Annotated in this window: 19 protein-coding genes; 4 read left to right on the forward strand and 15 right to left on the reverse strand. The window is 65.3% G+C overall.

Annotated features, from left to right (window positions below; all coding sequences use genetic code 11):
- Positions 1–6 precede the first annotated feature (6 nt).
- Complete coding sequence (locus ACK4S9_RS01250) at positions 7–1233, forward strand: serine hydrolase domain-containing protein (RefSeq protein ID WP_409720477.1); 1227 nt, start codon at positions 7–9, stop codon at positions 1231–1233.
- Positions 1234–1432: 199 nt separating this feature from the next.
- On the opposite strand, the gene ACK4S9_RS01255 is transcribed toward ACK4S9_RS01250, so the two are convergent.
- The 8 genes from ACK4S9_RS01255 to ACK4S9_RS01290 all read right to left on the reverse strand — a co-directional run bounded on the left by ACK4S9_RS01255 (position 1433) and on the right by ACK4S9_RS01290 (position 10943).
- Positions 1433–1750 (reverse strand): Dabb family protein, encoded by a 318-nt coding sequence (locus ACK4S9_RS01255; protein WP_409720479.1) that lies wholly within the window; start codon positions 1748–1750, stop codon positions 1433–1435.
- A 24-nt stretch (positions 1751–1774) separates the two neighbouring features.
- The gene (locus ACK4S9_RS01260) at positions 1775–2539 is read right to left on the reverse strand and encodes an alpha/beta hydrolase (protein ID WP_409720481.1); all 765 of its coding nucleotides are present in this window, start codon (positions 2537–2539) and stop codon (positions 1775–1777) included.
- A gap of 22 nt (positions 2540–2561) precedes the next feature.
- The gene (locus ACK4S9_RS01265) at positions 2562–2948 is read right to left on the reverse strand and encodes a hypothetical protein (RefSeq protein ID WP_409720483.1); all 387 of its coding nucleotides are present in this window, start codon (positions 2946–2948) and stop codon (positions 2562–2564) included.
- A gap of 86 nt (positions 2949–3034) precedes the next feature.
- Positions 3035–4720: a methyl-accepting chemotaxis protein gene (locus ACK4S9_RS01270; protein WP_409720485.1), complete on the reverse strand. Its 1686-nt coding sequence runs from the start codon at positions 4718–4720 to the stop codon at positions 3035–3037.
- Between the two features lie 368 nt (positions 4721–5088).
- The gene (locus tag ACK4S9_RS01275) at positions 5089–7749 is read right to left on the reverse strand and encodes a DNA topoisomerase III (RefSeq protein ID WP_409720487.1); all 2661 of its coding nucleotides are present in this window, start codon (positions 7747–7749) and stop codon (positions 5089–5091) included.
- A gap of 259 nt (positions 7750–8008) precedes the next feature.
- Entirely contained in the window at positions 8009–8467 is a 459-nt protein-coding gene (locus ACK4S9_RS01280; protein WP_369092245.1) for a DUF494 family protein, read from the reverse strand.
- Between the two features lie 227 nt (positions 8468–8694).
- Complete coding sequence (gene dprA, locus ACK4S9_RS01285) at positions 8695–9828, reverse strand: DNA-processing protein DprA (RefSeq protein ID WP_409720490.1); 1134 nt, start codon at positions 9826–9828, stop codon at positions 8695–8697.
- A 17-nt stretch (positions 9829–9845) separates the two neighbouring features.
- On the reverse strand, positions 9846–10943 hold the full coding sequence (locus ACK4S9_RS01290; RefSeq protein WP_409720492.1) for a LysM peptidoglycan-binding domain-containing protein: 1098 nt from the start codon (positions 10941–10943) through the stop codon (positions 9846–9848).
- A 276-nt stretch (positions 10944–11219) separates the two neighbouring features.
- Here ACK4S9_RS01290 and def point away from each other — a divergent pair, with 276 nt between their 5' ends.
- Both def and fmt read left to right on the forward strand, forming a co-directional pair.
- Positions 11220–11759 (forward strand): peptide deformylase, encoded by a 540-nt coding sequence (gene def, locus ACK4S9_RS01295; RefSeq protein WP_409720494.1) that lies wholly within the window; start codon positions 11220–11222, stop codon positions 11757–11759.
- Between the two features lie 11 nt (positions 11760–11770).
- Positions 11771–12718 (forward strand): methionyl-tRNA formyltransferase, encoded by a 948-nt coding sequence (gene fmt, locus ACK4S9_RS01300; RefSeq protein ID WP_409720496.1) that lies wholly within the window; start codon positions 11771–11773, stop codon positions 12716–12718.
- Positions 12719–12824: 106 nt separating this feature from the next.
- Here fmt and ACK4S9_RS01305 read toward each other — a convergent pair whose 3' ends face one another.
- Positions 12825–13055: a BrnA antitoxin family protein gene (locus ACK4S9_RS01305; RefSeq protein ID WP_409720498.1), complete on the reverse strand. Its 231-nt coding sequence runs from the start codon at positions 13053–13055 to the stop codon at positions 12825–12827.
- A gap of 246 nt (positions 13056–13301) precedes the next feature.
- Between ACK4S9_RS01305 and metH the strand changes: the two genes are divergently transcribed.
- A complete protein-coding gene (gene metH / locus ACK4S9_RS01310; RefSeq protein ID WP_409720500.1) occupies positions 13302–17072 on the forward strand; it encodes a methionine synthase in 3771 nt (1256 codons plus the stop codon).
- Positions 17073–17246: 174 nt separating this feature from the next.
- On the opposite strand, the gene ACK4S9_RS01315 is transcribed toward metH, so the two are convergent.
- From ACK4S9_RS01315 to ACK4S9_RS01340, 6 genes are all read right to left on the reverse strand, one after another.
- The gene (locus ACK4S9_RS01315; protein ID WP_409720502.1) at positions 17247–18524 is read right to left on the reverse strand and encodes an EAL and HDOD domain-containing protein; all 1278 of its coding nucleotides are present in this window, start codon (positions 18522–18524) and stop codon (positions 17247–17249) included.
- Positions 18525–18624: 100 nt separating this feature from the next.
- A complete protein-coding gene (locus tag ACK4S9_RS01320; protein ID WP_409720504.1) occupies positions 18625–19401 on the reverse strand; it encodes a class II glutamine amidotransferase in 777 nt (258 codons plus the stop codon).
- A 78-nt stretch (positions 19402–19479) separates the two neighbouring features.
- Complete coding sequence (locus ACK4S9_RS01325; protein ID WP_027865841.1) at positions 19480–19737, reverse strand: DUF3567 domain-containing protein; 258 nt, start codon at positions 19735–19737, stop codon at positions 19480–19482.
- 144 nt (positions 19738–19881) lie between these two features.
- Positions 19882–20253, reverse strand: a complete 372-nt coding sequence (locus ACK4S9_RS01330; RefSeq protein WP_409720507.1) for a GTP-binding protein — start codon at positions 20251–20253, stop codon at positions 19882–19884.
- Positions 20254–20997 (reverse strand): response regulator, encoded by a 744-nt coding sequence (locus ACK4S9_RS01335; RefSeq protein ID WP_409720509.1) that lies wholly within the window; start codon positions 20995–20997, stop codon positions 20254–20256.
- 72 nt (positions 20998–21069) lie between these two features.
- On the reverse strand, positions 21070–21303 hold a 234-nt coding region (locus ACK4S9_RS01340; protein ID WP_409720511.1), incomplete at its 5' end, for an ATP-binding protein.

A 21303-nucleotide genomic window follows, 5' to 3' on the forward strand; every position in this document is an offset into this window, starting at 1 on the left:
GCCCCGATGAAGCAGTTGCTCGCTCCTTTCCTGGTGGCCCTGTTGCTCCTGCCGGCCGCCGGCGCCGCGGTGGCGCAGGCAGCCGATGAGCGGCCCGCACTCACCCACAAGCTCGCCGGGCTGCAGGCGGCATCCCCCCTGCCGGGCTTCGCGGTGGCGGTGGTGTCCAGCAATGCCGTGCTGTACCAGCGCGGCTTCGGCCGCGCGGACCTGCAGGCCAGGCGCCCTTATACCGAAGAGACGCTGCAGAACGTCGGCTCGGTGAGCAAGACCGTGATCGGCGTGGCGATCGTGAAGGCGATCGAGCTCGGCTACTTCGGACTCGACACCGAGATCAACGCCATCCTGCCCTTCCAGGTACGGCATCCGCATGGCGGCGGACCGATCACGGTGCGCCACCTGGTCACCCACACCTCGAGCATCGTCGACGACGAGGAGATCTACGGGCACTCCTACTACCTGCTGCCCGACGCCGATACCGGCGCTGCGCTCTACCAGCAATTCAGGCGCGACTTCACCCTCCCTGGGCGCAAGGACCTGAGCCTGGGCGGCTTCCTGAGGAACTACCTGGCCGTGGGCGGGCGCAGCTACCGGAAAACCAACTTCGCGAGGGAAGCGCCGGGCCTCGCCTACCATTACTCGAACATCGGCGCGGCGCTGGCCGCCTACCTGATCGAGGTGAAAAGCGGCCAGAGTTTCGAGGCCTTCACCAGGAAACACATTTTCGAGCCGCTACAGATGCGCAGCACAAGCTGGCGCGCCGACCCGAGCCAGGCGAAGCGCCAGGCAATCGCCTACAACCGCCGCCACCAGGCCTATCCGCGCTACGCCCTGGTCACCTACCCGGACGGCGGCCTGACGACCTCGGCGGCCGACCTGGCGCGCTTCCTGATGGCCATGGTGAAGGGCTACAAGGGCGGCGAAGGCGTGTTGAGCAAGGCCGGCTTCACCCTGCTGTTCGACCCGGCTTTCGCGCCCGACGCACTGCCCAGCGCCAGCCCGGCGGGCGAGCCGAACAGCGGCGTGTTCTGGCGCATCCGCAGGAACGGGCTGGTCGGGCATACGGGCAGCGACCCGGGCGTCACGGCCTTCATGTTCATCGACCCGGCCAGCGGCACCGGCCGCATCCTGATGACCAACATCGAAGCCGGCGGCAGGGGCGAACAGGACGATCCGAAGATCGTCGGGCAGCTCAGGGAGGTGTGGAAGGCGCTGGCCGACGTGCGGCCCTGAGGGCTGGCGTAGGGTGGGCGGCGCACGCAGCATGGGCTGAACGTAGCGTCGGGTGGAGCCGCCCACCCGACGATTCTCGCTAAGCGCGCCTAACAAAACCCCGAGGGCAAGGCGCATCGCCGCAGTGGCGGACCACGAAGACAGTACGTTAGTACGGCAAGACGATGCAACGCAGCCATCGGGGGAATTGTTAGGCGCGCTAGGCCTGGGTCCAGTAGTCGAGCACTAGCGAGCGCTCCAGGCAACTGCCCAGGGTATCCACGAAGCGCTGGTGCGCCGGGTGCACCAGATAGGCGTCGCGGTCGGCATCGCTCGCGAACGTCAAGGTGAAGCAGTGGGTGAAGCCCTGGTTCAGGCCTTCCGGACTCACGTTCGTGCCCCACTCGTAGGCGGCAATGACCGGGATTTCGGCGGGCAGGCGGCCGAAGTCGGCAACGACGGCGTCGACCGCTTCCTGGGCGGCCTGCTCCTTGAACGCGAACAGCACGACGTGACGCAGGGATGGTGTGGCTGGCATATCACTCCTTTTCGTTGATTGCGTTCACTGCGCCCATTCGAGCGCAGCGATGTACGCGGGGTGGTCGGAAATCGAATTGTGCCCCGCCCCTTCGATCACGCGCAGCTGTGCGACTCCTGCGGGAAACCGCGCCAGCAGCCGTTCAGCGCTGTCCGGCGGGATGATCTCGTCGTGCCGGGCAACGATGAGCAAGGTCGGCGCCTGCACGCGCGGCGCGTACCCGGACGAGGCATACCGGTCGCGCAATAGCCAGCGTACCGGAAAATACGGAAACTGGCGTGCGGCCAGCCCCGCCAGGCTGTCGAAGGGCGTGACCAGCACCAGCCGGCTGACCGGCCGCTGGCTGGCCAGCTGCACCGCCACCCCGGTGCCGAGGCTGCGCCCGACCACGGCGACATCCCGGTGCGTGCGCGCCACGCGGTCGAACAGGGCCAGCGCGTCGCCGACCAGGGCCTGTTCGGACGGGCTGCCGCTGCTGCCGGCGTAGCCGCGGTAATGCAGCAGGTAAAGGGCGCGCCCGGGAAAGGCGCGCTCGAGGATGGGCAGGCTGGCGGTCACGTCTTCGGCATTGCCGCCGAGGTAGATCAGGGCCCGCTCGCCCGCCAGCGGCCGCTCGGACACCACGACCCTGGCCCCGTCCAGCGCGAGGATCGAGGTCGCCGGCGCTGCGTAGGCGGCGACCGGCGGCGGATAATAGATCAGCGAGCGCTGCAGCAAGAACAGCGCCAGGCAGGCAGCAACATAGGCGCCCACGGCCAGCAGCAGGAGGACGACGAAGGCCTGCTTCATGCGGGCGCCGGCCCTTGCATGCCTAGTTCAGCCTGGTGAGCTGGAGCGTGAATTCCTGCTCCTTGCCGTCCGCCGTCCAGCGCTGCCGGGCTTCCAGGGTCGCGTCGTCGACCCGGCGCCAGATGAACTGGCTCGGCGCATTCACGGGTTCGAAGGCGGCCGAGTCGGCGCCGATGCTGGCCGCCTTCCAGGTGTACTCGCCCCACTGCGAGATCACCTCGCCGTCCTTCAGGCTGATGGTGGCGCCGTCGGTGTGGCCAGTGAAGGCGCTGTCCGGGAAGCGGTGCGACTGGAACACGGCGGGTTCCGGATGGGTATATTCTTCGAAGAACTCCTTGCCGTCCGGGGCGATGCCCTTCCAGCGGCCCTCCAGGAACTGCAGCTGCGCGAAATCGTCGAGGCTGAACATGGCGGTCTCCTTGTCGGGTGAAGGCCACCGATCTTACACCTCGACGCCGCGGCATCCGCGTCCGCCACGAGACAAATCCGGGACGCTTACTCCACCTCGGCGGTGTCAAACGCCGTGGCCGGGGCCGGCGCGGGCCGCTTGCCGGGACGCGCCGCCTGGCGGCTGCGCGGCAGTGCCGCACGTGCGGGCGGGCGCGGCAGGGCTTGCGCCGGCGCACCAGCCGGAGCGGCGAGCTGGAAGGTATCCACCAGCTGCGCCAGCCCGGCGGCCTGTTCGCGCATCGCGGCCGCGGCGGCGGCGGCCTGCTCGACCAGCGCCGCGTTCTGCTGCGTCACCTCGTCCATCTGCATGATCGACCCGTTCACCTGCTCGATGCCTTCGTGCTGCTCTTCGCTGGCGGCCGCGATCTCGCCGATGATGTCGGAAACGCGCTGCACGCTGGCCACCACTTCGTCCATCGTGCGGCCGGCCTGGTCCACCAGGCGCGAACCGGCTTCCACGCGCGACACCGAGTCGCCGATCAGGCCCTTGATTTCCTTGGCCGCCGCGGCCGAACGCTGCGCCAGGTTGCGCACCTCGCCCGCCACCACCGCGAAGCCGCGGCCCTGTTCGCCGGCGCGCGCCGCCTCCACCGCCGCGTTGAGCGCCAGGATGTTGGTCTGGAAGGCGATGCCGTCGATGACGGTGATGATGTCGGCGATCCTGCGCGAGGCTTCGTTGATCGAGCCCATCGTGCTGACCACCTCGGCCACCACGTCGCCGCCGCGCGCGGCGGTGTCGGCGGCACTCGCGGCCAGCTGCTTGGCCTGGCGCGCGTTGTCGGCGTTCTGCTTGACGGTCGAGGTCAGCTCTTCCATCGAGGAGGCGGTTTCCTCGAGCGAAGCGGCCTGCTGCTCGGTGCGGCTGGAGAGGTCGTGGTTGCCGGCCGAGATCTCGCTGGCGGCGGTCGCGATGGTGCCGGTCCCGGCGCGCACCTTCGAGACGATGGCGACCAGGGAAGCGTTCATGTCCTTCAGCGCGCCCATCAGTTCGCCCGCCTCGTCCCTGGTGCGCACCTTGACCTCGACCGTCAGGTCGCCCTGCGCCACCCTGCGCGCCACGCGGACGGCGCGGTCCAGCGGGATGCTGATGTTGCGGCCCAGCTGGTAGGCCATGAAGACCGCCAGGATCGCGGCGATCAGGCCGCCGCCGACCAGGGTGCGGCGCATGGCCGAGCGGGCTTGTTCGATCTGGGCCGCGCGCTGCGCCAGCAGCGCATCTTCGGCGGCGCGGATCTGCGCCACGGTCGCGCGCATGGCCTCCATGCCCGCCATGCCCTTGCCTTCCCGGACGGTCGCGATGACCTGCGACAGGTCGTCGCCGACGGCCGCGCGGCGCTGCGCGATCACCGGCTCGATGGCCTGCGCCATCCAGTCGCGCTGGTGCTGCGCAAGCTGCTTGAGGCGCCCCTGCTGTGCTTCGTCGCCGGCGGTGAGCGCCAGCGCGCGCTCGACGTGCTGCTGGAATTCCTGCCGGCCGGCCGTGTAGGGCTGCAGCGAGGTCTCCTCGCCGGTCAGGGCATAGCCCCGTTCGCCCGTTTCGATGTTGACCAGCGCTTCCATCGCGCCGTCGACTTCCGCCAGCACCTTGTAGGTGTGCACGTTGGCGTCGTTGGCGGAGTCGAGCGCGGTGACGTTGCCGTAGGCGATGGCGACCACGACGCCGGTGATGCCGATCAGGATGCCGTAGCCGAGGTACAGGCGGGTCGCGATTTTCAGGTCGGAGAGCTTCATGGGTTCAGACGGGTCTCGATATCGTTATAGGTGTTGTGCCTGCGGGCAGGCGACCGAATGATGAAACTTGGGTGGTGCGCGTGTATTGCTTGTTCGATTATTACCGGAACAAGAGCTTAATGAGAAGCAAATTTTTATGATGTGGGGAATGGATGCGACAGGGGTATGCGTGAGAAATGAGGTTCCGGCCTACGCCGGAATGACGGTTTCCAATCTGGCTGAATTTTCCGACGTCGTATGCCATCGAAGCGCACACCTAAACCAACGTCGTCCCGGCGCAGGCCGGGACCCAGGTTCCATGCAAATCACCGGCGCAAAAAAAACGCGAACCCACAGGTTCGCGTTTTTCACCAGGCGCAGCGCAGCGCTTACTTCTTCGCCGCCGCCGTCGCGATCTTCTTCGCCGCCGGCTTGCGCGCCGCGGTCTTGGCGGCTGGCTTGGCCGCGCTCTTGGCCGGCGCCTTCTTCGCTGCCGTCTTCACCGCCGGTGCTGCCGCGCCGTCGGCGCCATCCGCGGCGCCGTCTGCCGCGGCGGCCTTGCCCTTCGCCGCCGGCTTGGCCTTGCGCTCCTCGAACTCGAAGCTGATCTTGCCGTCCTTGCCGCGCACCAGGAAGGCCTTGAAGGCGCGACGCGTGCGCTGCGAGACGAAGCCCGGCAGCAGGTCGGTCTTGCCGTCGACCAGCAGCTTGGCCATCTGCTCCGGCAGGATCTCCTGCTGCAGGATGATGCGGCCGCTGCGGAAGTCGCAGGCCTTGGGCTTGGCGACCGTCTTCTCGCACACGTAGGCCAGGCCCATCTCGTAGACGCCGCTATTGCACTTTGGGCAGGGGCCGAGCGCGGTCTGGCCGGTGAAGTCGACGCCCTCGCCGTCCTCGCCTTCGTCCTGGTCCTGGCCGAAGTCGAATTCGAGCTTGAAGTTCTGGATGTCCTCGTCGCGCACGATGCGCAGGATCGCCGCGAACGGACGGCCCATCTTCGAACGGAAGCCCTGCAGCGGGCCGATGGTGCGCTTCTCCAGCAACTCCTCGACCTCATTGATCTCGAACTGGCGGCTGCCCGGCGTCTTCGACATCGAGAAGTCGCACTTGGTGCAGGCGAAGCGGCGGTAGTTTTCCTTGACCACGCCGGCGCAGTTCGGGCACGGGGTCTTCAGGGTCGCGTAGTCGCCCGGGATGGTCTCGTTGTCGTATTCCTTGGCGCGCTTGACGATCACCTGCGTCATCTGCGCGATCTCGCGCATGAATTCGTCGCGCGAGATCTTGCCCTTCTCCATCTGCGAGAGCTTGAATTCCCATTCGCCGGTCAGCTCGGGCGCGGTCAGCTCGTTCACGCCCAGGCCACGCAGCAGCGTCATCAATTGCGACGCCTTGGCGGTCGGGATCAGCTCGCGCCCCTCTCGCACCAGGTATTTTTCGGTCAAGAGGCCTTCGATGATGGCCGCGCGCGTCGCCGGCGTGCCCAGGCCCTTGCCGGCCATGGCATCGCGCAGCTCGTCGGAGTCGACCAGCTTGCCCGCGCCTTCCATCGCCGACAGCAGCGTCGCTTCGCTGTAGCGTGCGGGCGGTTTCGTGACCAGGCCGTTCGGCGTGACCTTGTCGGCCAGGACCTTCTCGCCCTTCTGCACCGGCACCAGGTTGGCGCCGTCCTTGTCGTCGGTCTGCGACTCCTTGCCGTAGATCGCCAGCCAGCCGGGGTTGGTCATCACCTTGCCCTCGGTCTTGAACTGGTGACCCGACACTTCGGTGAAGCGGGTCGTCACCAGGAACTCGGCCGGCGGGAAGAACACCGCCAGGAAGCGGCGCGTAACCAGGTCGTACAGCTTCTGTTCCGGCTCGGTCAGGTTCTTGGGGATGACGCCGGTCGGGATGATCGCGAAGTGGTCCGAGATCTTGGTGTTGTCGAAGATGCGCTTGTTCGGCTTGACCCAGCCGTTCTTCAGCACCTGCTTCGAGAACTGCTGGTAGTTGTTGGTTTCGTTCAGCGACTCCAGCGTGCTCTTGACGGTAGCGATGTAGTCTTCCGGCAGGTGGCGCGAATCGGTACGCGGATAGGTCAGCACCTTGTGCTTCTCGTACAGCGCCTGGGCCAGGCCGAGCGTGTTCTTGGCCGAGAAGCCGAAGCGGCCGTTGGCCTCGCGCTGCAGGCTGGTCAGGTCGAACAGGGCCGGCGCCATCGAGGTGGTCGGCTTCGATTCCTCGGTGACGATGCCCTGCTTGCCGCGGCAGGCGGCGACGATCGAATCGGCGGCGGCGCGGCTCCACAGGCGCTCGGCGCGCTTCTCCGGATCGTTCTCGTCCTTCTTGAAATTCTGGTCGAGCCAGCGCCCTTCGTAGACGCCGGCGGCGCACACGAACTCGGCGCGCACTTCCCAATAGTCGCGCGGGACGAACTTCTTGATCTTCTCTTCGCGCTCGACCACGATCGACAGGGTCGGGGTCTGCACCCGGCCCACGGTGGTCAGGTAGAACCCGCCCTCCTTCGAGTTGAAGGCGGTCATGGCGCGGGTGCCGTTGATGCCGATCAGCCAGTCGGCTTCCGAACGGCAGCGCGCGGCGTCGGCCAGCGGCAGCATCTCTTCGTCGCTGCGCAGGTGGGCGAAGCCTTCGCGGATCGCCGCGGGCGTCATGGACTGCAGCCACAGGCGCTTGACCGGCTGCTTGGCCTTGGCGGCCTGTGCGATCAGGCGGAAGATCAGCTCACCTTCACGGCCCGCGTCACATGCGTTGATCAGGGTGGTGACGTCCTTGCGCTTGATCAGCTTGTTCAGCACCTTGAGGCGCGACTCGGTCTTGGCGATCGGATTCAGCGCGAAGTACGGCGGGATCACGGGCAGGTGCGCGAAGCTCCATTTGCCGCGCTTGACGTCGTACTCCTCGGGCACCGTGATCTCGAGCAGGTGGCCGACGGCGGACGACAGGATGTATTCGTCGGATTCGAAATACTCATCGTGCTTGGTGAAGCCGCCCAGCGTCTTCGCGATGTCGTTCGCGACCGACGGCTTCTCTGCGATGATGAGGGATTTGGTCATAGTGTTTCTCGGGTGCTCTATATATAAGTGGCTTTTGCCCGCGCATCATACATGCTCCCGGGCTGGACGGTTGTCAAAACCGTAGTGTCTGAAGAGTAACAATTTGGATCGAGCGGCCAATGATAAGCGCGATGACAGCCGCACCGCAAGTGTGCGTACGGCTGACGGGGCACAGTCCGGGCTCGCGGCCGCGCTTGAAAATAGTGCTACAGAAACGAAAAACGGGGCCTCGGCCCCGTCGTGTCTTGTACTGGATCGCTCAGTGCAGCAATCGCGGTTCCTGCTCGTCGTCGTCGCCGAACAGGTCGTCGAACATGAGCGCATCGGGCTCCTTGCCCTGGCTCCACAGGACCATCAGCACGATGATCTTGAGCTTGCCCAGTGCTACCGGCGACTCGTCGCAGGCCAGCGCGCGTTCGATGACGATCTCGCGCTGCACGGGGCTGAGCACCTTGGCGCTCTCGAGGAACTGGATGAAGCCGATCGCGGCGCTACCCAGTTCGATGTACTCCTCGTCCACATAGTAGCGGATGCCGGTGCATGCATCGATGGCGTCGGAAACTGCCGCTTCGGTCAGCCCGGAGAGCCAGTCCAGCGCCTCGGAAATCTCGATGTCATCGAAACCGACGGCGGACAGCTTGCGTGCCAGGGCCGCCGGCTCGGGGCAGGCGTCAGGACGATAGTACGTCTCGTAGAGGTAGACCAGGATGTCGAACATAGTGACGCTACTGTAGCAGCTAAGCTCGCCGAGGCACAAGTCTGGCACGCGACCTGGCGCCCCATGCTCAAAAAACGTTGTTTAGCGGCCTTATTCGTTCATTCAGTTTTGTCGAGATTTAACAAAATTCAGGCCAGGCATTTCACAAAAATAACTCAAGAAGAATACTCTTTTTCGTACTGCCTCATGCATCGTGCATACACGAGAATGAGCATACTTTCCCGTATTCATGCCGCACGCACCACGCGCTGGACCCGGCCGTCGGGCAGGCGTTCGAGCAGTCCGGCCAGCTCGAGCGCCAGCAGTTCGCCGGCCAGCGCGCCGGCCTCGAGGCCAAGGCGCGCCAGCAGCGCGTCGGGCTCCACCGGATCGTGGCCCAGGGCCGCCAGCAAGGTGGCGTTGCCGGCCGCCACGGGTGGGGGCGCGGCCTGGCGCACGAGCGGCGAGACCCGCATCGCGGCCAGCACTTCGTCCACGGTCTCGACCAGTTGCGCGCCTTCGCGGATCAATTGGTGGCAACCCTTGGCCAGCGTCGAATGGATCGATCCCGGCAGCGCGAATACTTCGCGCCCCTGCTCGGCCGCCATCTGCGCCGTGATCAGCGAACCCGACTGCGCCGCTGCCTCGACCACCAGCACGCCGGCCGCCAGGCCGCTGATGATGCGATTGCGGCGCGGGAAGTTGGCGGCGACTGGCGGCGTGCCCAGCGCATATTCGCTGAGGATGCAGCCTTCGGCGGCGATGCGGTGCGCCAGCGGGCGGTTGCGTGCCGGGTAGACGCGATCGGGACCGGTGCCGATCACCGCGATGGTCGAACCCGAACCGCGCAGGGCGCCTTCGTGTGCGGCGGTATCGATGCCGAGCGCCATGCCCGACACCACGCACAGGCCCGCATGCGACAGGCCTTCCGCGAAGGCTTGCGCATTGGCCTTGCCCTGCGTGCTCGCATTGCGGCTGCCGACCACGGCGATCATGGGCGAGGACAGCAATGCCCGCTGTCCATTCACATACAGGAGAAGCGGCGGATCGGGAATCTGGCGCAGGGCCGGCGGGTAATCGGCGTCGTGCAGCGTCAGGACGTGGTGATGCGCTTCCGACAGCCAGGCCAGCGTAAGCTCGATCTGCCGTGCGAGTTCGGACGAGAGCGGCGCGCACAAGGCGGCGGCCTGCACGGCCGGCACGTGGGCGGCCAGGGCCGCCTGGCCGGCGCGGAAGATGGCCGCCGGCGAGCCGAAGGCGTCCAGCAGCAGCCGGCCGGTACGGCACCCCACGCCCGCCGTCCCCTCCAGCCGGATCCAGTCGGCGATGACGCGGGAATCGGGTGGGCTGGCAATGACAGTGTGGGGGGCCGTGTCCTGCACGGTAGGGGTTACTCCTTTTATTCCGGGCTTTTGGCCACGTCGCCGACTTCCACCGGCGCCCTCACCTGCATGATCAGGCCGTACGAGACCTTGTTGAACACGCGGAAGATGAACAGGCTGCCATATTGCTCGTCGGGCAGCTTGATCGTCCGTTTGCCGAAGCCGAGCACGCCTTTGCTGGCCGGGTCCGGCACCGTCTTCCCGAGATGATAGAGCTGCAGCACGGAACCGACATCGAGTCCGTCAACACTTCCCCGATTGACGGTCACCACCTGGCTCTGGCCGGCGTAGCTGACGCCCGCATGGATCGACATCACGCGCGCGTCGACCGGCTGGGCCGGCGCATGCGGCATGTAATTGCGCACCGGCGTCGGCGGCATCGGGACCAGGAGGTCGCCCACGCCCATTTCCTGGCGCGTCTCGGCGACGCGGAAGGTATGCGCATCCACGCCCGGCGCCGCTGCGCGGTCGAGCGTGACGGTGCCCAGGTAGGCGGCCTCGTGCGCCAGCACCTTGCCGGTCTGCGGGTCACGCAGCGGGCCGCCCGGACGGAACACCTGGAAGGTCCGGCCGCCTTGCAGCTCGCCCTTGACGTACACGCGGTCGCCCGTGCCCAGGTAGACGCGCCCTTCCTGCGAGGCGACGATGCGCGGCGCGCCGGCCAGCGCGTCGGCCTCGACCACCAGCGGCTGGGTCAGGTAGGGTTCGATCATGCCGGCCGGGATCGACTGCACGGCGTCGCGTTCGAGCGATTCGCTGCGCAACTGCGGCGACAATTTGGTGAGCGGCGGCTCTCCGCGGCCATCGGCGCTGCCGGGACGGGTCAGGGACAGGCGGCCGCGGCTGCGGTCGAAATAGATGACCTGGCCTGGATAGATCCAGTGCGGGTTGCGGATCTCGTCGCGGTTCATGCCCCACACCTGCGGCCAGCACCAGGGGTTCTGCAGGAAGGTGCCGGAAATATCCCAAAGGGTATCGCCCTTGACCACGACATGCTGGTCGGGAGCATTGGGACGGAAGGTGCACGCTGGGGCGGCTTGCGCCGGGCTCGCCATGGCACACGCGACGAGCGCCGCGGCAGCAGCACGGGTCACGACTGTGCTAAAATTTTTCATTGCTTATTTCCGTCATTGTGTCCGTCATTGCGTCCGCCATGCGTACATGGAATGCGGCTTTGACACCGAATGGCTGGCAGCGCGCATCGTCTGCTGGAAAGAGACAGCACGAAGACCGGCTCTGATCGACAAAAGGTTGCCGTACTGAATCAAATTCTGCACACAAATCCCTGAACTAGCAAGACAAACCGCGTCCTGCCGGAGCGGCGATGTGTTGCATTTCCGTATGTGCGCAACAAGCTTATTGAACACCTATCTCCTCTTATTTTTTTGACCATGGCCTTACTGAAGATCCTCCGCTACCCTGATCCACGGCTGCATAAAGTCGCCAAGCCGGTCACCGAATTCGGTACCGAACGCCTGCGCCAGCTGGTCAGCGACATGGCCGAGACCATGTACGACGCACCGGGCGTCGGCCTGGCAGCGACCCAGGTCGACGTGCACGAGCGCGTGGTCGTCATCGACGTCAGCGAGACCAGCGACAAGCTGATGGTCTTCATCAACCCGGAAATCACCTGGGCCAGCGAGGAAAAGCAGGTCTACGACGAGGGCTGCCTGTCGGTGCCCGGCATCTACGACGGTGTCGAGCGCCCGGCGCGCGTCAAGGTCAAGGCCCATGACGTCGAGGGCAAGGAATTCGAACTCGAAGCCGACGGCCTGCTGGCCGTGTGCATCCAGCACGAAATGGACCACCTGATGGGCAAGGTCTTCGTCGAGTACCTGTCGCCGCTCAAGCGCAACCGCATCAAGGCCAAGCTGCAGAAGGAAGAACGCGGCCTGGAACGCGAGGCCGCCCTGCGCGCCGCGCGCCGCTGACGGACCGCTCGATGAAGGTCGTCTTTGCCGGCACTCCCGAGTTCGCCGCTTGCGCCCTGCGTGCCCTGCACGAGGCCGGCTTCGAGATTCCCCTGGTCCTGACCCAGCCCGACCGCCCCGCCGGTCGCGGCATGCAGCTGCAAGCCTCCGCGGTGAAGCAATATGCGCTGGCGCACGGCATGCCCGTTGCGCAGCCGCTGTCGCTGCGCATGGACGCCAAGGACCCGCAGCGCGCCGAGGAAGCGCGCGCCGCCCATGAGCGCCTGTCGGCGCTAGATTACGACGTGATGGTGGTGGCGGCCTATGGCCTGATCCTGCCGCGCAGCACGCTCGACATCAAACCCTGCATCAACATCCACGGCTCGCTGCTGCCGCGCTGGCGCGGCGCGGCGCCGATCCACCGCGCGATCGAAGCCGGCGACGTCGACACCGGCGTGACCATCATGGGCATGGAAGAAGGCCTCGACACCGGGCCGATGATGCTGATCGAGCGCGTCGCCATCGAGGACACCGACACCACCGGCAGCCTGCACGACAAGCTGGCCACCCTTGGCGGACGCATGATCGTCGAGGCGCTGCGCAAATTGGCGGCCGGCCAGCTCGAAGCGGTGCCGCAGCCGGAAGAAGGCGTGACCTACGCCGCCAAGATCGCCAAGGAAGAAGCCAAGCTCGATTTCAGCCTGCCGGCCGAACTGCTGTGGCGCCGGGTGCGCGCCTTCAATCCCTTCCCGGGAGCGCATGGGCTGGTCGACGGCGTGACCGTCAAGCTGTGGAATGCGGAACTGGCCTCCGGCAATGGGGCGCCGGGCCAGGTGCTGGCGGCGGATGCGGGAGGCATCGTGGTCACCTGCGGCAGCGGCGCGCTGCGCATGACCGAACTGCAAAAGCCGGGCGGCAAGCGCCTGGCGGCTGCGGAATTCCTGAAAAGCTTCCCGCTGGCCGGGAAAGTCTTCTCGTAAGGCTGGCCGAATCGGTGTTTGCAGGGTGGTCGGCTGCGCCGACCACCCTAGGTAAAACCACGAGCTCAAAAGAAAATCGGGGCATTCGCCCCGATACATTACTTCATCATTTGCCTTGCAACGCAGTGCGCTGCGCCTCCATGTACTCGCGCAGTACCTGGTTGATGCGGGTCTGGTAACCCGGACCCGCCGACTTGAACCATTCAAGCATGTCCACGTCCAAACGAATGGTCACGATCTGCTTCACGCCGTTGATGGTTTGCGGCTTGACGGCGACCGCCGGTTCTTCGATGCGATTCACCTGCTGGTCCCAATCCGGCTCATATTCTTTGTTCATGCAATCATCCCGTTAAAAGCTTCGCCAACACTGTGACGACAGGATTAATTGTCGTCCGTGTATGTAACGTAAAGATTGCGGATGTGTGAGGTTTTGTAACGTCATGTAACAGCCCGGGAAATCCATACATAAAGATACATACACGAATCGGCGATTTTGGCCGCGCCAGAGCGCTCCGGCGTCCTGACGTATAATCGTAGACCGCCCAACAGTAAACGGCCTGTAAAGCCGTAGAAAGACGACACCATGAACGCTCCACTTCGCACCATCTCCCCGATCGATTCCCAGCTGCGCAACATCCTGAAGCGCCGCATCATGATCCTGGATGGCGCGATGGGCACCATCATCCAGCAGTACAAGCTCGATGAAGCCGCCTACCGCGGCGAGCGCTTCAAGGACTTCGCCGCGCCCGAAGGCGCCGGCCGGCGCGAGCTCTTCGTGAAGGGTAACAACGAGCTGCTCACGCTCACCCAGCCGCAGATCATCCAGGAGATCCACGAGCGCTACCTCGCCGCCGGCGCCGACCTGATCGAGACGAACACCTTCGGCGCGACCGGCGTGGCGCAGGAGGATTACCACATGGCGCATCTCGCCTACGAGATGAACGTCGAAGCCGCGAGGCTCGCGCGCGCCGCCTGCGACAAATACAGTACTCCGGACAAGCCGCGTTTCGTGGCCGGCGCCCTCGGCCCGACCCCGAAGACCGCCTCGATCTCGCCCAGCGTGACCGACCCGGCCTTCCGCAACATCACCTTCGACCAGCTGGTCGCCTCCTACCACGAGCAGGTACGCGGCCTGGTCGACGGCGGTTCCGACGTGCTGCTGGTCGAGACCATCTTCGACACCCTGAACTGCAAGGCCGCGCTGTTCGCGATCGACCTGTATTTCGAAGAGCATCCGGAAACTCCGCGCCTGCCGATCATGATCTCGGGCACCGTCACCGACGCCTCGGGCCGCATCCTGTCGGGCCAGACCGTGGCCGCCTTCTGGAACTCGGTGCGCCACGCCAAGCCGCTGACCGTCGGCCTGAACTGCGCGCTCGGCGCCGCGCTGATGCGCCCCTACGCCGAAGAGCTGGCGCAGATCGCCGATACGTTTGTCTGCATCTACCCGAACGCCGGCCTGCCCAACCCGATGAGCGACACCGGCTTCGACGAACTCCCTGGCGACACCTCGGCCCTGCTGCGCGAATTCGCCGACGCCGGCTTCGTCAACATCGCCGGCGGCTGCTGCGGCACCACCCCTGAACATATCGCGGCGATCGCGCAAATGCTTGAAGGTCGCCCCCCGCGCCAGGTGCCGGAGATTCCGGTGGCGATGCGCCTGTCGGGCCTGGAGCCCTTCACCATCGACGACGATTCGCTGTTCGTCAACGTCGGCGAGCGCACGAACGTCACCGGTTCCAAGGCTTTTGCCCGCATGATCCTGAACGAGCAGTTCGACGAGGCGCTGTCGGTGGCGCGCCAGCAGGTCGAGAACGGCGCCCAGGTCATCGACATCAACATGGACGAGGCGATGCTCGACTCCGTGGCCGCGATGACGCGCTTCCTGAACCTGATCGCGTCCGAGCCGGACATCTCGCGCGTGCCGATCATGATCGACTCCTCCAAGTGGAGCGTGATCGAGGCCGGCCTGAAGTGCGTGCAGGGCAAGGCCATCGTCAACTCGATCTCGCTCAAGGAAGGCGAAGAAGAATTCATCCGCCAGGCGACCCTGTGCCGCCGCTACGGCGCCGCCGTCATCGTGATGGCCTTCGACGAGCAGGGCCAGGCCGACACCTTCGCGCGCAAGACCGAGATCTGCGGCCGCGCATACAAGGTGCTGGTCGAAAAAGTCGGCTTCCCGCCGGAAGACATCATCTTCGACCCGAACATCTTCGCGATCGCCACCGGCATCGAGGAGCACAACAACTATGCGGTGGACTTCATCGAAGCCACCACCTGGATCCGCAAGAACCTTCCGCATGCGAAGGTCTCGGGCGGCGTGTCGAACGTCTCGTTCAGCTTCCGCGGCAACGACCCGGCGCGCGAGGCGATCCACACCGTGTTCCTGTACCACGCGATCAAGGCCGGCATGACCATGGGCATCGTCAACGCCGGCATGGTCGGCGTCTACGACGACCTGCCGCCCGAGTTGCGCGAGCGCGTGGAAGACGTGGTGCTGAACCGCCGCCCGGACGCCACCGAACGCATGATCGAATTCGCCGGCACCCTGAAGGCCGGCGGCGGCAAGCAGGAACAGAACCTCGAATGGCGCGAAGGCCCGGTCGAGAAGCGCCTGGCGCACGCGCTGGTGCACGGCATCACCCAGTGGATCGTCGAAGACACCGAGGAGATGCGCCAGCAGGTCCTGGCCTCGGGCGGGCGTCCGATCCACGTGATCGAAGGCCCGCTGATGGACGGCATGAACATCGTTGGCGACCTGTTCGGGCAGGGCAAGATGTTCCTGCCCCAGGTGGTGAAGTCGGCGCGCGTGATGAAGCAGGCCGTGGCCCACCTGGTGCCCTTCATCGAAGAAGAAAAGGCGGAAGAAGAGCGCCGCACCGGCATCGTCGCCAAGCCGAAGGGCAAGATGGTCATCGCGACCGTCAAGGGCGACGTGCACGACATCGGCAAGAACATCGTCTCGGTGGTCCTGCAATGCAATAACTTCGAGATCGTCAACATGGGCGTGATGGTCCCGGCCGCCGACATCCTGGCCAAGGCCAAGGAAGAGAACGCCGACATGGTCGGCCTGTCGGGCCTGATCACGCCTTCGCTCGAAGAGATGGCCCACGTCGCGCGCGAGATGCAGCGCGACCCCTACTTCCGCGAGAAGAAGATCCCCTTGCTGATCGGTGGCGCCACCACCAGCCGCGCCCACACCGCCGTCAAGATCGCGCCGCACTACGAAGGCCCGGTGGTCTACGTGCCGGACGCTTCGCGTTCGGTGTCGGTGGGCCAGTCGCTGCTGACCGACGACACGCGCGACGCCTACATCATCGAACTGGCCCAGGACTACGAGCGCATCCGCGTACAGCACGCCAACAAGAAGGCGCTGCCGATGCTCACCCTCGAGCAGGCGCGCGGCAACAAGGCCAGGCTCGCCTACGCACCGGTGAAACCGAAATTCATCGGACGGCGCGTGTTCAAGAACGTCGACCTCGGCGAACTGGCGCGCTACATCGACTGGGGCCCCTTCTTCCAGACCTGGGACCTGGCCGGCCCCTACCCTGCCATCCTCACCGACGAGGTGGTGGGCGAAGCCGCCTCCAAGGTGTTCGAGGAAGCCCAGGCGATGCTCAAGAAGATCATCGAAGGCCGCTGGCTCACCGCCAACGGCGCCATCGCCCTGCTGCCGGCGAATTCGGTGAACGACGACGACATCGAAATCTACACCGACGAATCGCGCAAGGACGTCGCCTTCACCTGGTATGGCCTGCGCCAGCAGGGCGTCAAGCCGGTGGTCGACGGCGAGCAGCGCCCGAACCAGTGCCTGTCCGATTTCGTGGCGCCGAAGGACTCCGGCATCGCCGACTACGTTGGCATGTTCGCCGTGACGGCAGGCCTGGGCATCGAGAAGCACGAACAGCGCTTCGAGGCGGCCCACGACGACTACTCCTCGATCATGCTCAAGGCCCTGGCCGACCGCCTGGCCGAGGCCTTCGCCGAATACCTGCACGAGCGCGTGCGTACCGACCTGTGGGGGTATGCGGCGGGCGAGGACTTGTCGAACGAAGCCCTGATCAAGGAACAATACCAGGGTATCCGTCCGGCCCCGGGCTATCCGGCCTGCCCGGAACACACGGTGAAGGCCGAGCTGTTCCGCACACTGCAGGCCGAGGAGATCGGCATGGAACTCACCGAATCCTTCGCGATGTACCCGGGCGCCGCGGTGTCGGGCTTCTATTTTGCCCACCCGGATTCGAAGTACTTCGTGGTCGGCAAGATCGGCGAAGACCAGCTCGAGGACATGGCGCGCCGCCGCGGCATGGACAAGAGCGAGCTCGAGCGTTATCTGGCGCCGAACCTGTCCTGATGTCCTCCGGTGCGGTGCAGATGTCACCGCATTCGTAGGGGTGATCTGGTCCAGTGGACCAGATCACGCTTAGCCGACCGCGCGTTCAGATGACGGTAATGCCGCCCGCGCCTCTATTCAACCTGTGTTGAACGCGCGGACGGCGAAGCCGTCCACCCTACGAAAATCGCTGCTCTAGATGGCGTAGCGAACGACCTTGTCGCTCCACTCGAAGGCCGCGATCTCGAGTTCGGCCAGGTCGTCCCCATCCATCGACAATTCGTGCAGCGCCGGCGCCACCTCGTCCTGCGCGTCGTCCATGCGCTCGATCGACTCCGCCAGGCGCAGCAACTCACCGAAGAAGCCGCGCCGCACCAGCAGCGCATGGCGCACTTCGTCGATCACCGGGATCTGTTCCACGATGTCCTGCATCGGGATGCAGAACAGCGTGTCCATCAGCGACATCATGCCCACCGTGAAGGCGATGTCCGCCACGTTGCGCTGGCCGGGCCGCAGGCGCTGCGCCAGCAGTTCCATCAGGCGCGCACGGGTGGTGGCCAGCATCAGGAGCGGGCTGAGGTTGTGGCCGCGCACGCCCGGCTCGGCGTACAGCAGGATCTGCAGCCAGCGCTGCAGCTGGCGGCGCCCCAGCAGCATCAGGGCCTGGTTGATCGACTCGATCTTGCGCCCTGCCCCGGCCGCCGGCGTATTCACCAGGCGCAGCAGGTTCAGGCCGAGCGTCACGTCCTTCTTCACGGCGCGCTCGATCTCGGCATTGTCGGCGTCCGAGGTCACCAGGTTCAGCAGGTCCAGCACCGCCGCCTGCGAGGGCGACAGCTTGCGTCCGGCGATCACGGTCGGCTTGGCAAAATAATAGCCCTGGAAGTAGTCGAAGCCCAGGTCCAGGCAGGTGCGGTATTCGTTGTGGGTTTCGACCTTCTCGGCCACCAGGCGCTTGCCGGTGCCGCGCAGGCGCGGCGCCAGCGACAGCAGGGTCACCACCGGCAGTTCGCGCAAGTCCATCTTGACGTAGTCGATCACCGGCAGCAGCCGGGACAGGGCGGCGCCATGGGCCGAGGCTTCCGCCGCGAAGCGAAAGCCGTGCTGCGACAGTTCGGTCATGCGCTGGACAACGGCGTCGTCCGGCTCCACCGAGCGCACGATCTCGAGCACGGTGCGTTCGCGCGGCAGGAAGGCGAACATGTCGCTGTGCAGCACCTCGCTGTCGACGTTCAGGAAGGCGGTGGCGTCGCCGATCGCGCGCGGCAGGCCCAGTTGCGAGGCATGGTGGATCACGCCGGCGCTGGCGGACATGCCGGAGTCGATCTCTGCCTTCCCCTGGGCGCTGCCGCGGAACAGCAGTTCGTAGCCGAACAGCGCCTGGTTACGGTCGAGCACCGGCTGGCGCCCGAGGTAGAAATTGCGCAGTTTCAAAGGCTGGGAAGCCTGGTCATGGCTGGCGGTATCGGTCATGTCGTCTGGATGGGCTCGCGAACATGGCTACTTTACCGTATCCGCCCCTGCTAGTGGATTAATAGCATTAATTTATCGGCGGAATGATAGCTTTTTGCCATTATTGTGGCAGCCCATCCACGAACAGCTTGAGTTCGCCCGGCGCGAAGTGGGTCCAGGTCTCGTTCTTGGTCAAGGGCTCGGTCACGATGATGGCGACCCGGTCGTTCGGCGTGGTCACCTGGGAGAAGTCGACCGACAGGTCTTCGTCCGAGAGGTGGGCCGAGGCGAACGGGTACTGGCGCACGATGTAGCACAGCTTGGTCGAGCAGTGGGTGAACAGCGCGGTGCCGTCCGAGAGCATCATGTTGAAGGTGCCATGGGCGGCGACCTGCGGCACCAGTCTTTCGAGCGCGGCGCGCAGTTCGTCGAGCGAAGGCGCGCTGCGCGACGAGCCGTCGCCGAATTCGTCGCGCAGGCTTTGCATCAGCCAGCAGAAGGCCAACTCGCTATCGGTATTGCCCACCGGGCGGAACGGCCCGTTCAGCACGGGCGCGAAGTCCTTGAGGTCGCCGTTGTGGGCGAACACCCAGTAGCGTCCCCACATCTCGCGCACGAAAGGATGGCAGTTCTCGAGCGCGACCTGGCCTTGGGTCGCCTTGCGGATATGGGCGATGACGTTGGTGGACTTGATCGGGTAGCGCTTGATCAGTTCGGCGATCGGCGAGGCGATGGCGGCCTGGTGGTCGACGAAGTGGCGCACACCCTTGCCTTCGAAGAAAGCGATGCCCCAGCCGTCGTGGTGGGTATCGGTGCGTCCGCCGCGATGGGCAAAGCCAGTGAAGGAGAAAACGATGTCCGTGGGGACGTTGCAGTTCATTCCGAGGAGTTGGCACATGGCGCGCAGCTTACCACGCCCAGAGGTGCCGGTGGAGCCACTACGTCCCGGAACCGTAGTAGCGCCCTGTCTGATGAATTAGTGCAGCACGACCGGCTGGCTCATCAGGGTGTCATAGGAACCCAGGAAGTCGTCGATTTCTTCCATGGTTGGCTCGCTGGCGATGAGGTTATTCACATCGCGGCGGAAAGATTGGGCCAGTTTGCCGCCGATGAACGCTTCGCGCCGGCCGGCCTTGTCGACGATCTCGTACCCGCCGAAGCGCAGGGCTTCAAGGTCGCGATCAACGCCAAATTCGACGACGCTGTACTGTTCGCTGTTATAGATCATGTTCATGATGACTCCTTCTCTCGATCAGAGTAATTGTGCAGGCCAAGCGCCTGGCGGCGGACACTTGGCTGATCACTTCGGTTAAGAGGTGGGGCTGGCTGAACCGATTTCAAGTCGTTGCTATGTAAGCAAAGATGTCAGACCCGGGTCTTACACGTACAGGGTCGGGTTCAGTGCCAACAGCTGATCGTATGGCGCGTCTTGCAGCCACGATCGCAACTGATCAAGGTGCTCACTGCTCGCCACACCGATGAACAGGCGTTCTGGGCCTTGGCGTAACAGTCGATTTAATGTTACACGCAAAACCAGGTTCCCGGTACAGCACACGCACCCGGGTGCGAGTCGGACAAGTCTGACAGGGGCATCATCGGGGATGAGGGTCGTGCCCGCGGCGAGCCCCTCGAGGATGACGGCGCTGAAACCATCGGAAGAGGCCGCGCCATCGAGCAGTGCGGCAATGGCCGCCTCGCGTGCGCCGGCGCTGGGGCCGGTGACCAGGGTGACCGGAACGGCTCCGGCCAATCAGACGCCTTTCTTGGCGAGCTTGCCCGGCTCGACGCCGAGTTGCTTGAGCTTGCGATACAGGTGGGTGCGTTCCAGGCCGGTCTTCTCGGCCACGCGCGTCATGCTGCCGCCTTCGCGGCCCAGGTGGTGTTCGAAGTACATGCGCTCGAAGGCATCGCGCGCTTCGCGCAGAGGCAGGTCAAAGGACAGCGTGTAACCGGTGCCCTCGCCCTGCGAAATCGCATGGACCAGGCGCGAGCCGTTGGCCATCTGCGGCGCGGCCTGTGCGAACATCGGCGCGGCCGCGACGCTGGCTGCGCCGGCGCCGCTGTCGGCCACCGGAACGGCGGCCGCAGCGACCGGGCGCGGCGGCGCCAGGGGCGCGCGCGCCACTTCCTGCGCGCGGGTCAGACCCTGCTGCACGGCCTTGAGCAGTTTTTGCAGGGCGATCGGCTTCTCGAGGAAGTTCAGGGCGCCGATGCGGGTGGCCTCGACGGCGGTGTCGATGGTGGCATGGCCGGACATCATGATGACCGGCATGGTGAGCAGGCCGTCGCGCTGCCACTCCTTGAGCAGGGTGACGCCGTCGGTATCCGGCATCCAGATATCGAGCAGCACCAGGTCGGGAGCGCCGGCGGCGCGCGCCTCGCGCGCCTGCTGCGCATTCTCCGCCAGCGTGATGGCATGGCCTTCGTCGCCCAGGATTTCCGAGAGCAACTCCCGGATGCCCATTTCATCATCAACTACGAGTATGTTCGCCATCTGTTCGCCTTCCTGATCTCTTACCCGTGCGGTGCTACCTCACCAATGAATGAATGAGATTGTATGCCTCTATTATATTTCGGCCAAGTTCGCCTCGGGAGCTAACTTTAACAGCAAAATGAATACTGACGCGCCAGATCCGTCCGGACGGTTCCCGATATCGATCCTGCCCCCGTGTTCGTCGATGATCTTCTTGACCATCGGCAGGCCCAAGCCGGTGCCGCGCGCCGTCGAGGTGTGATAGGGCGAGAAGGCGCGCGCCCGGCTGGGGGGCGCGAAGCCCGGACCGTTGTACGTGATAGCCCG

Origin of the sequence: Massilia sp., from assembly GCF_046293535.1 — a bacterium.
Classification (GTDB): Bacteria; Pseudomonadota; Gammaproteobacteria; order Burkholderiales; family Burkholderiaceae_D; genus Telluria.

Coding starts and splice junctions, on each gene's coding strand:
- ACK4S9_RS01325 (WP_027865841.1), bottom strand. CDS start 19,737: ATGAACATGATCTATAACAGCGAACAGTACAGCGTCGTCGAATTTGGC.
- ACK4S9_RS01270 (WP_409720485.1), bottom strand. CDS start 4,720: ATGAAGCTCTCCGACCTGAAAATCGCGACCCGCCTGTACCTCGGCTAC.
- ACK4S9_RS01320 (WP_409720504.1), bottom strand. CDS start 19,401: ATGTGCCAACTCCTCGGAATGAACTGCAACGTCCCCACGGACATCGTT.
- ACK4S9_RS01335 (WP_409720509.1), bottom strand. CDS start 20,997: ATGGCGAACATACTCGTAGTTGATGATGAAATGGGCATCCGGGAGTTG.
- ACK4S9_RS01250 (WP_409720477.1), top strand. CDS start 7: ATGAAGCAGTTGCTCGCTCCTTTCCTGGTGGCCCTGTTGCTCCTGCCG.
- ACK4S9_RS01275 (WP_409720487.1), bottom strand. CDS start 7,749: ATGACCAAATCCCTCATCATCGCAGAGAAGCCGTCGGTCGCGAACGAC.
- ACK4S9_RS01265 (WP_409720483.1), bottom strand. CDS start 2,948: ATGTTCAGCCTCGACGATTTCGCGCAGCTGCAGTTCCTGGAGGGCCGC.
- def (WP_409720494.1), top strand. CDS start 11,220: ATGGCCTTACTGAAGATCCTCCGCTACCCTGATCCACGGCTGCATAAA.
- metH (WP_409720500.1), top strand. CDS start 13,302: ATGAACGCTCCACTTCGCACCATCTCCCCGATCGATTCCCAGCTGCGC.
- ACK4S9_RS01255 (WP_409720479.1), bottom strand. CDS start 1,750: ATGCCAGCCACACCATCCCTGCGTCACGTCGTGCTGTTCGCGTTCAAG.
- ACK4S9_RS01315 (WP_409720502.1), bottom strand. CDS start 18,524: ATGACCGATACCGCCAGCCATGACCAGGCTTCCCAGCCTTTGAAACTG.
- ACK4S9_RS01280 (WP_369092245.1), bottom strand. CDS start 8,467: ATGTTCGACATCCTGGTCTACCTCTACGAGACGTACTATCGTCCTGAC.
- fmt (WP_409720496.1), top strand. CDS start 11,771: ATGAAGGTCGTCTTTGCCGGCACTCCCGAGTTCGCCGCTTGCGCCCTG.
- ACK4S9_RS01305 (WP_409720498.1), bottom strand. CDS start 13,055: ATGAACAAAGAATATGAGCCGGATTGGGACCAGCAGGTGAATCGCATC.
- ACK4S9_RS01260 (WP_409720481.1), bottom strand. CDS start 2,539: ATGAAGCAGGCCTTCGTCGTCCTCCTGCTGCTGGCCGTGGGCGCCTAT.
- ACK4S9_RS01290 (WP_409720492.1), bottom strand. CDS start 10,943: ATGAAAAATTTTAGCACAGTCGTGACCCGTGCTGCTGCCGCGGCGCTC.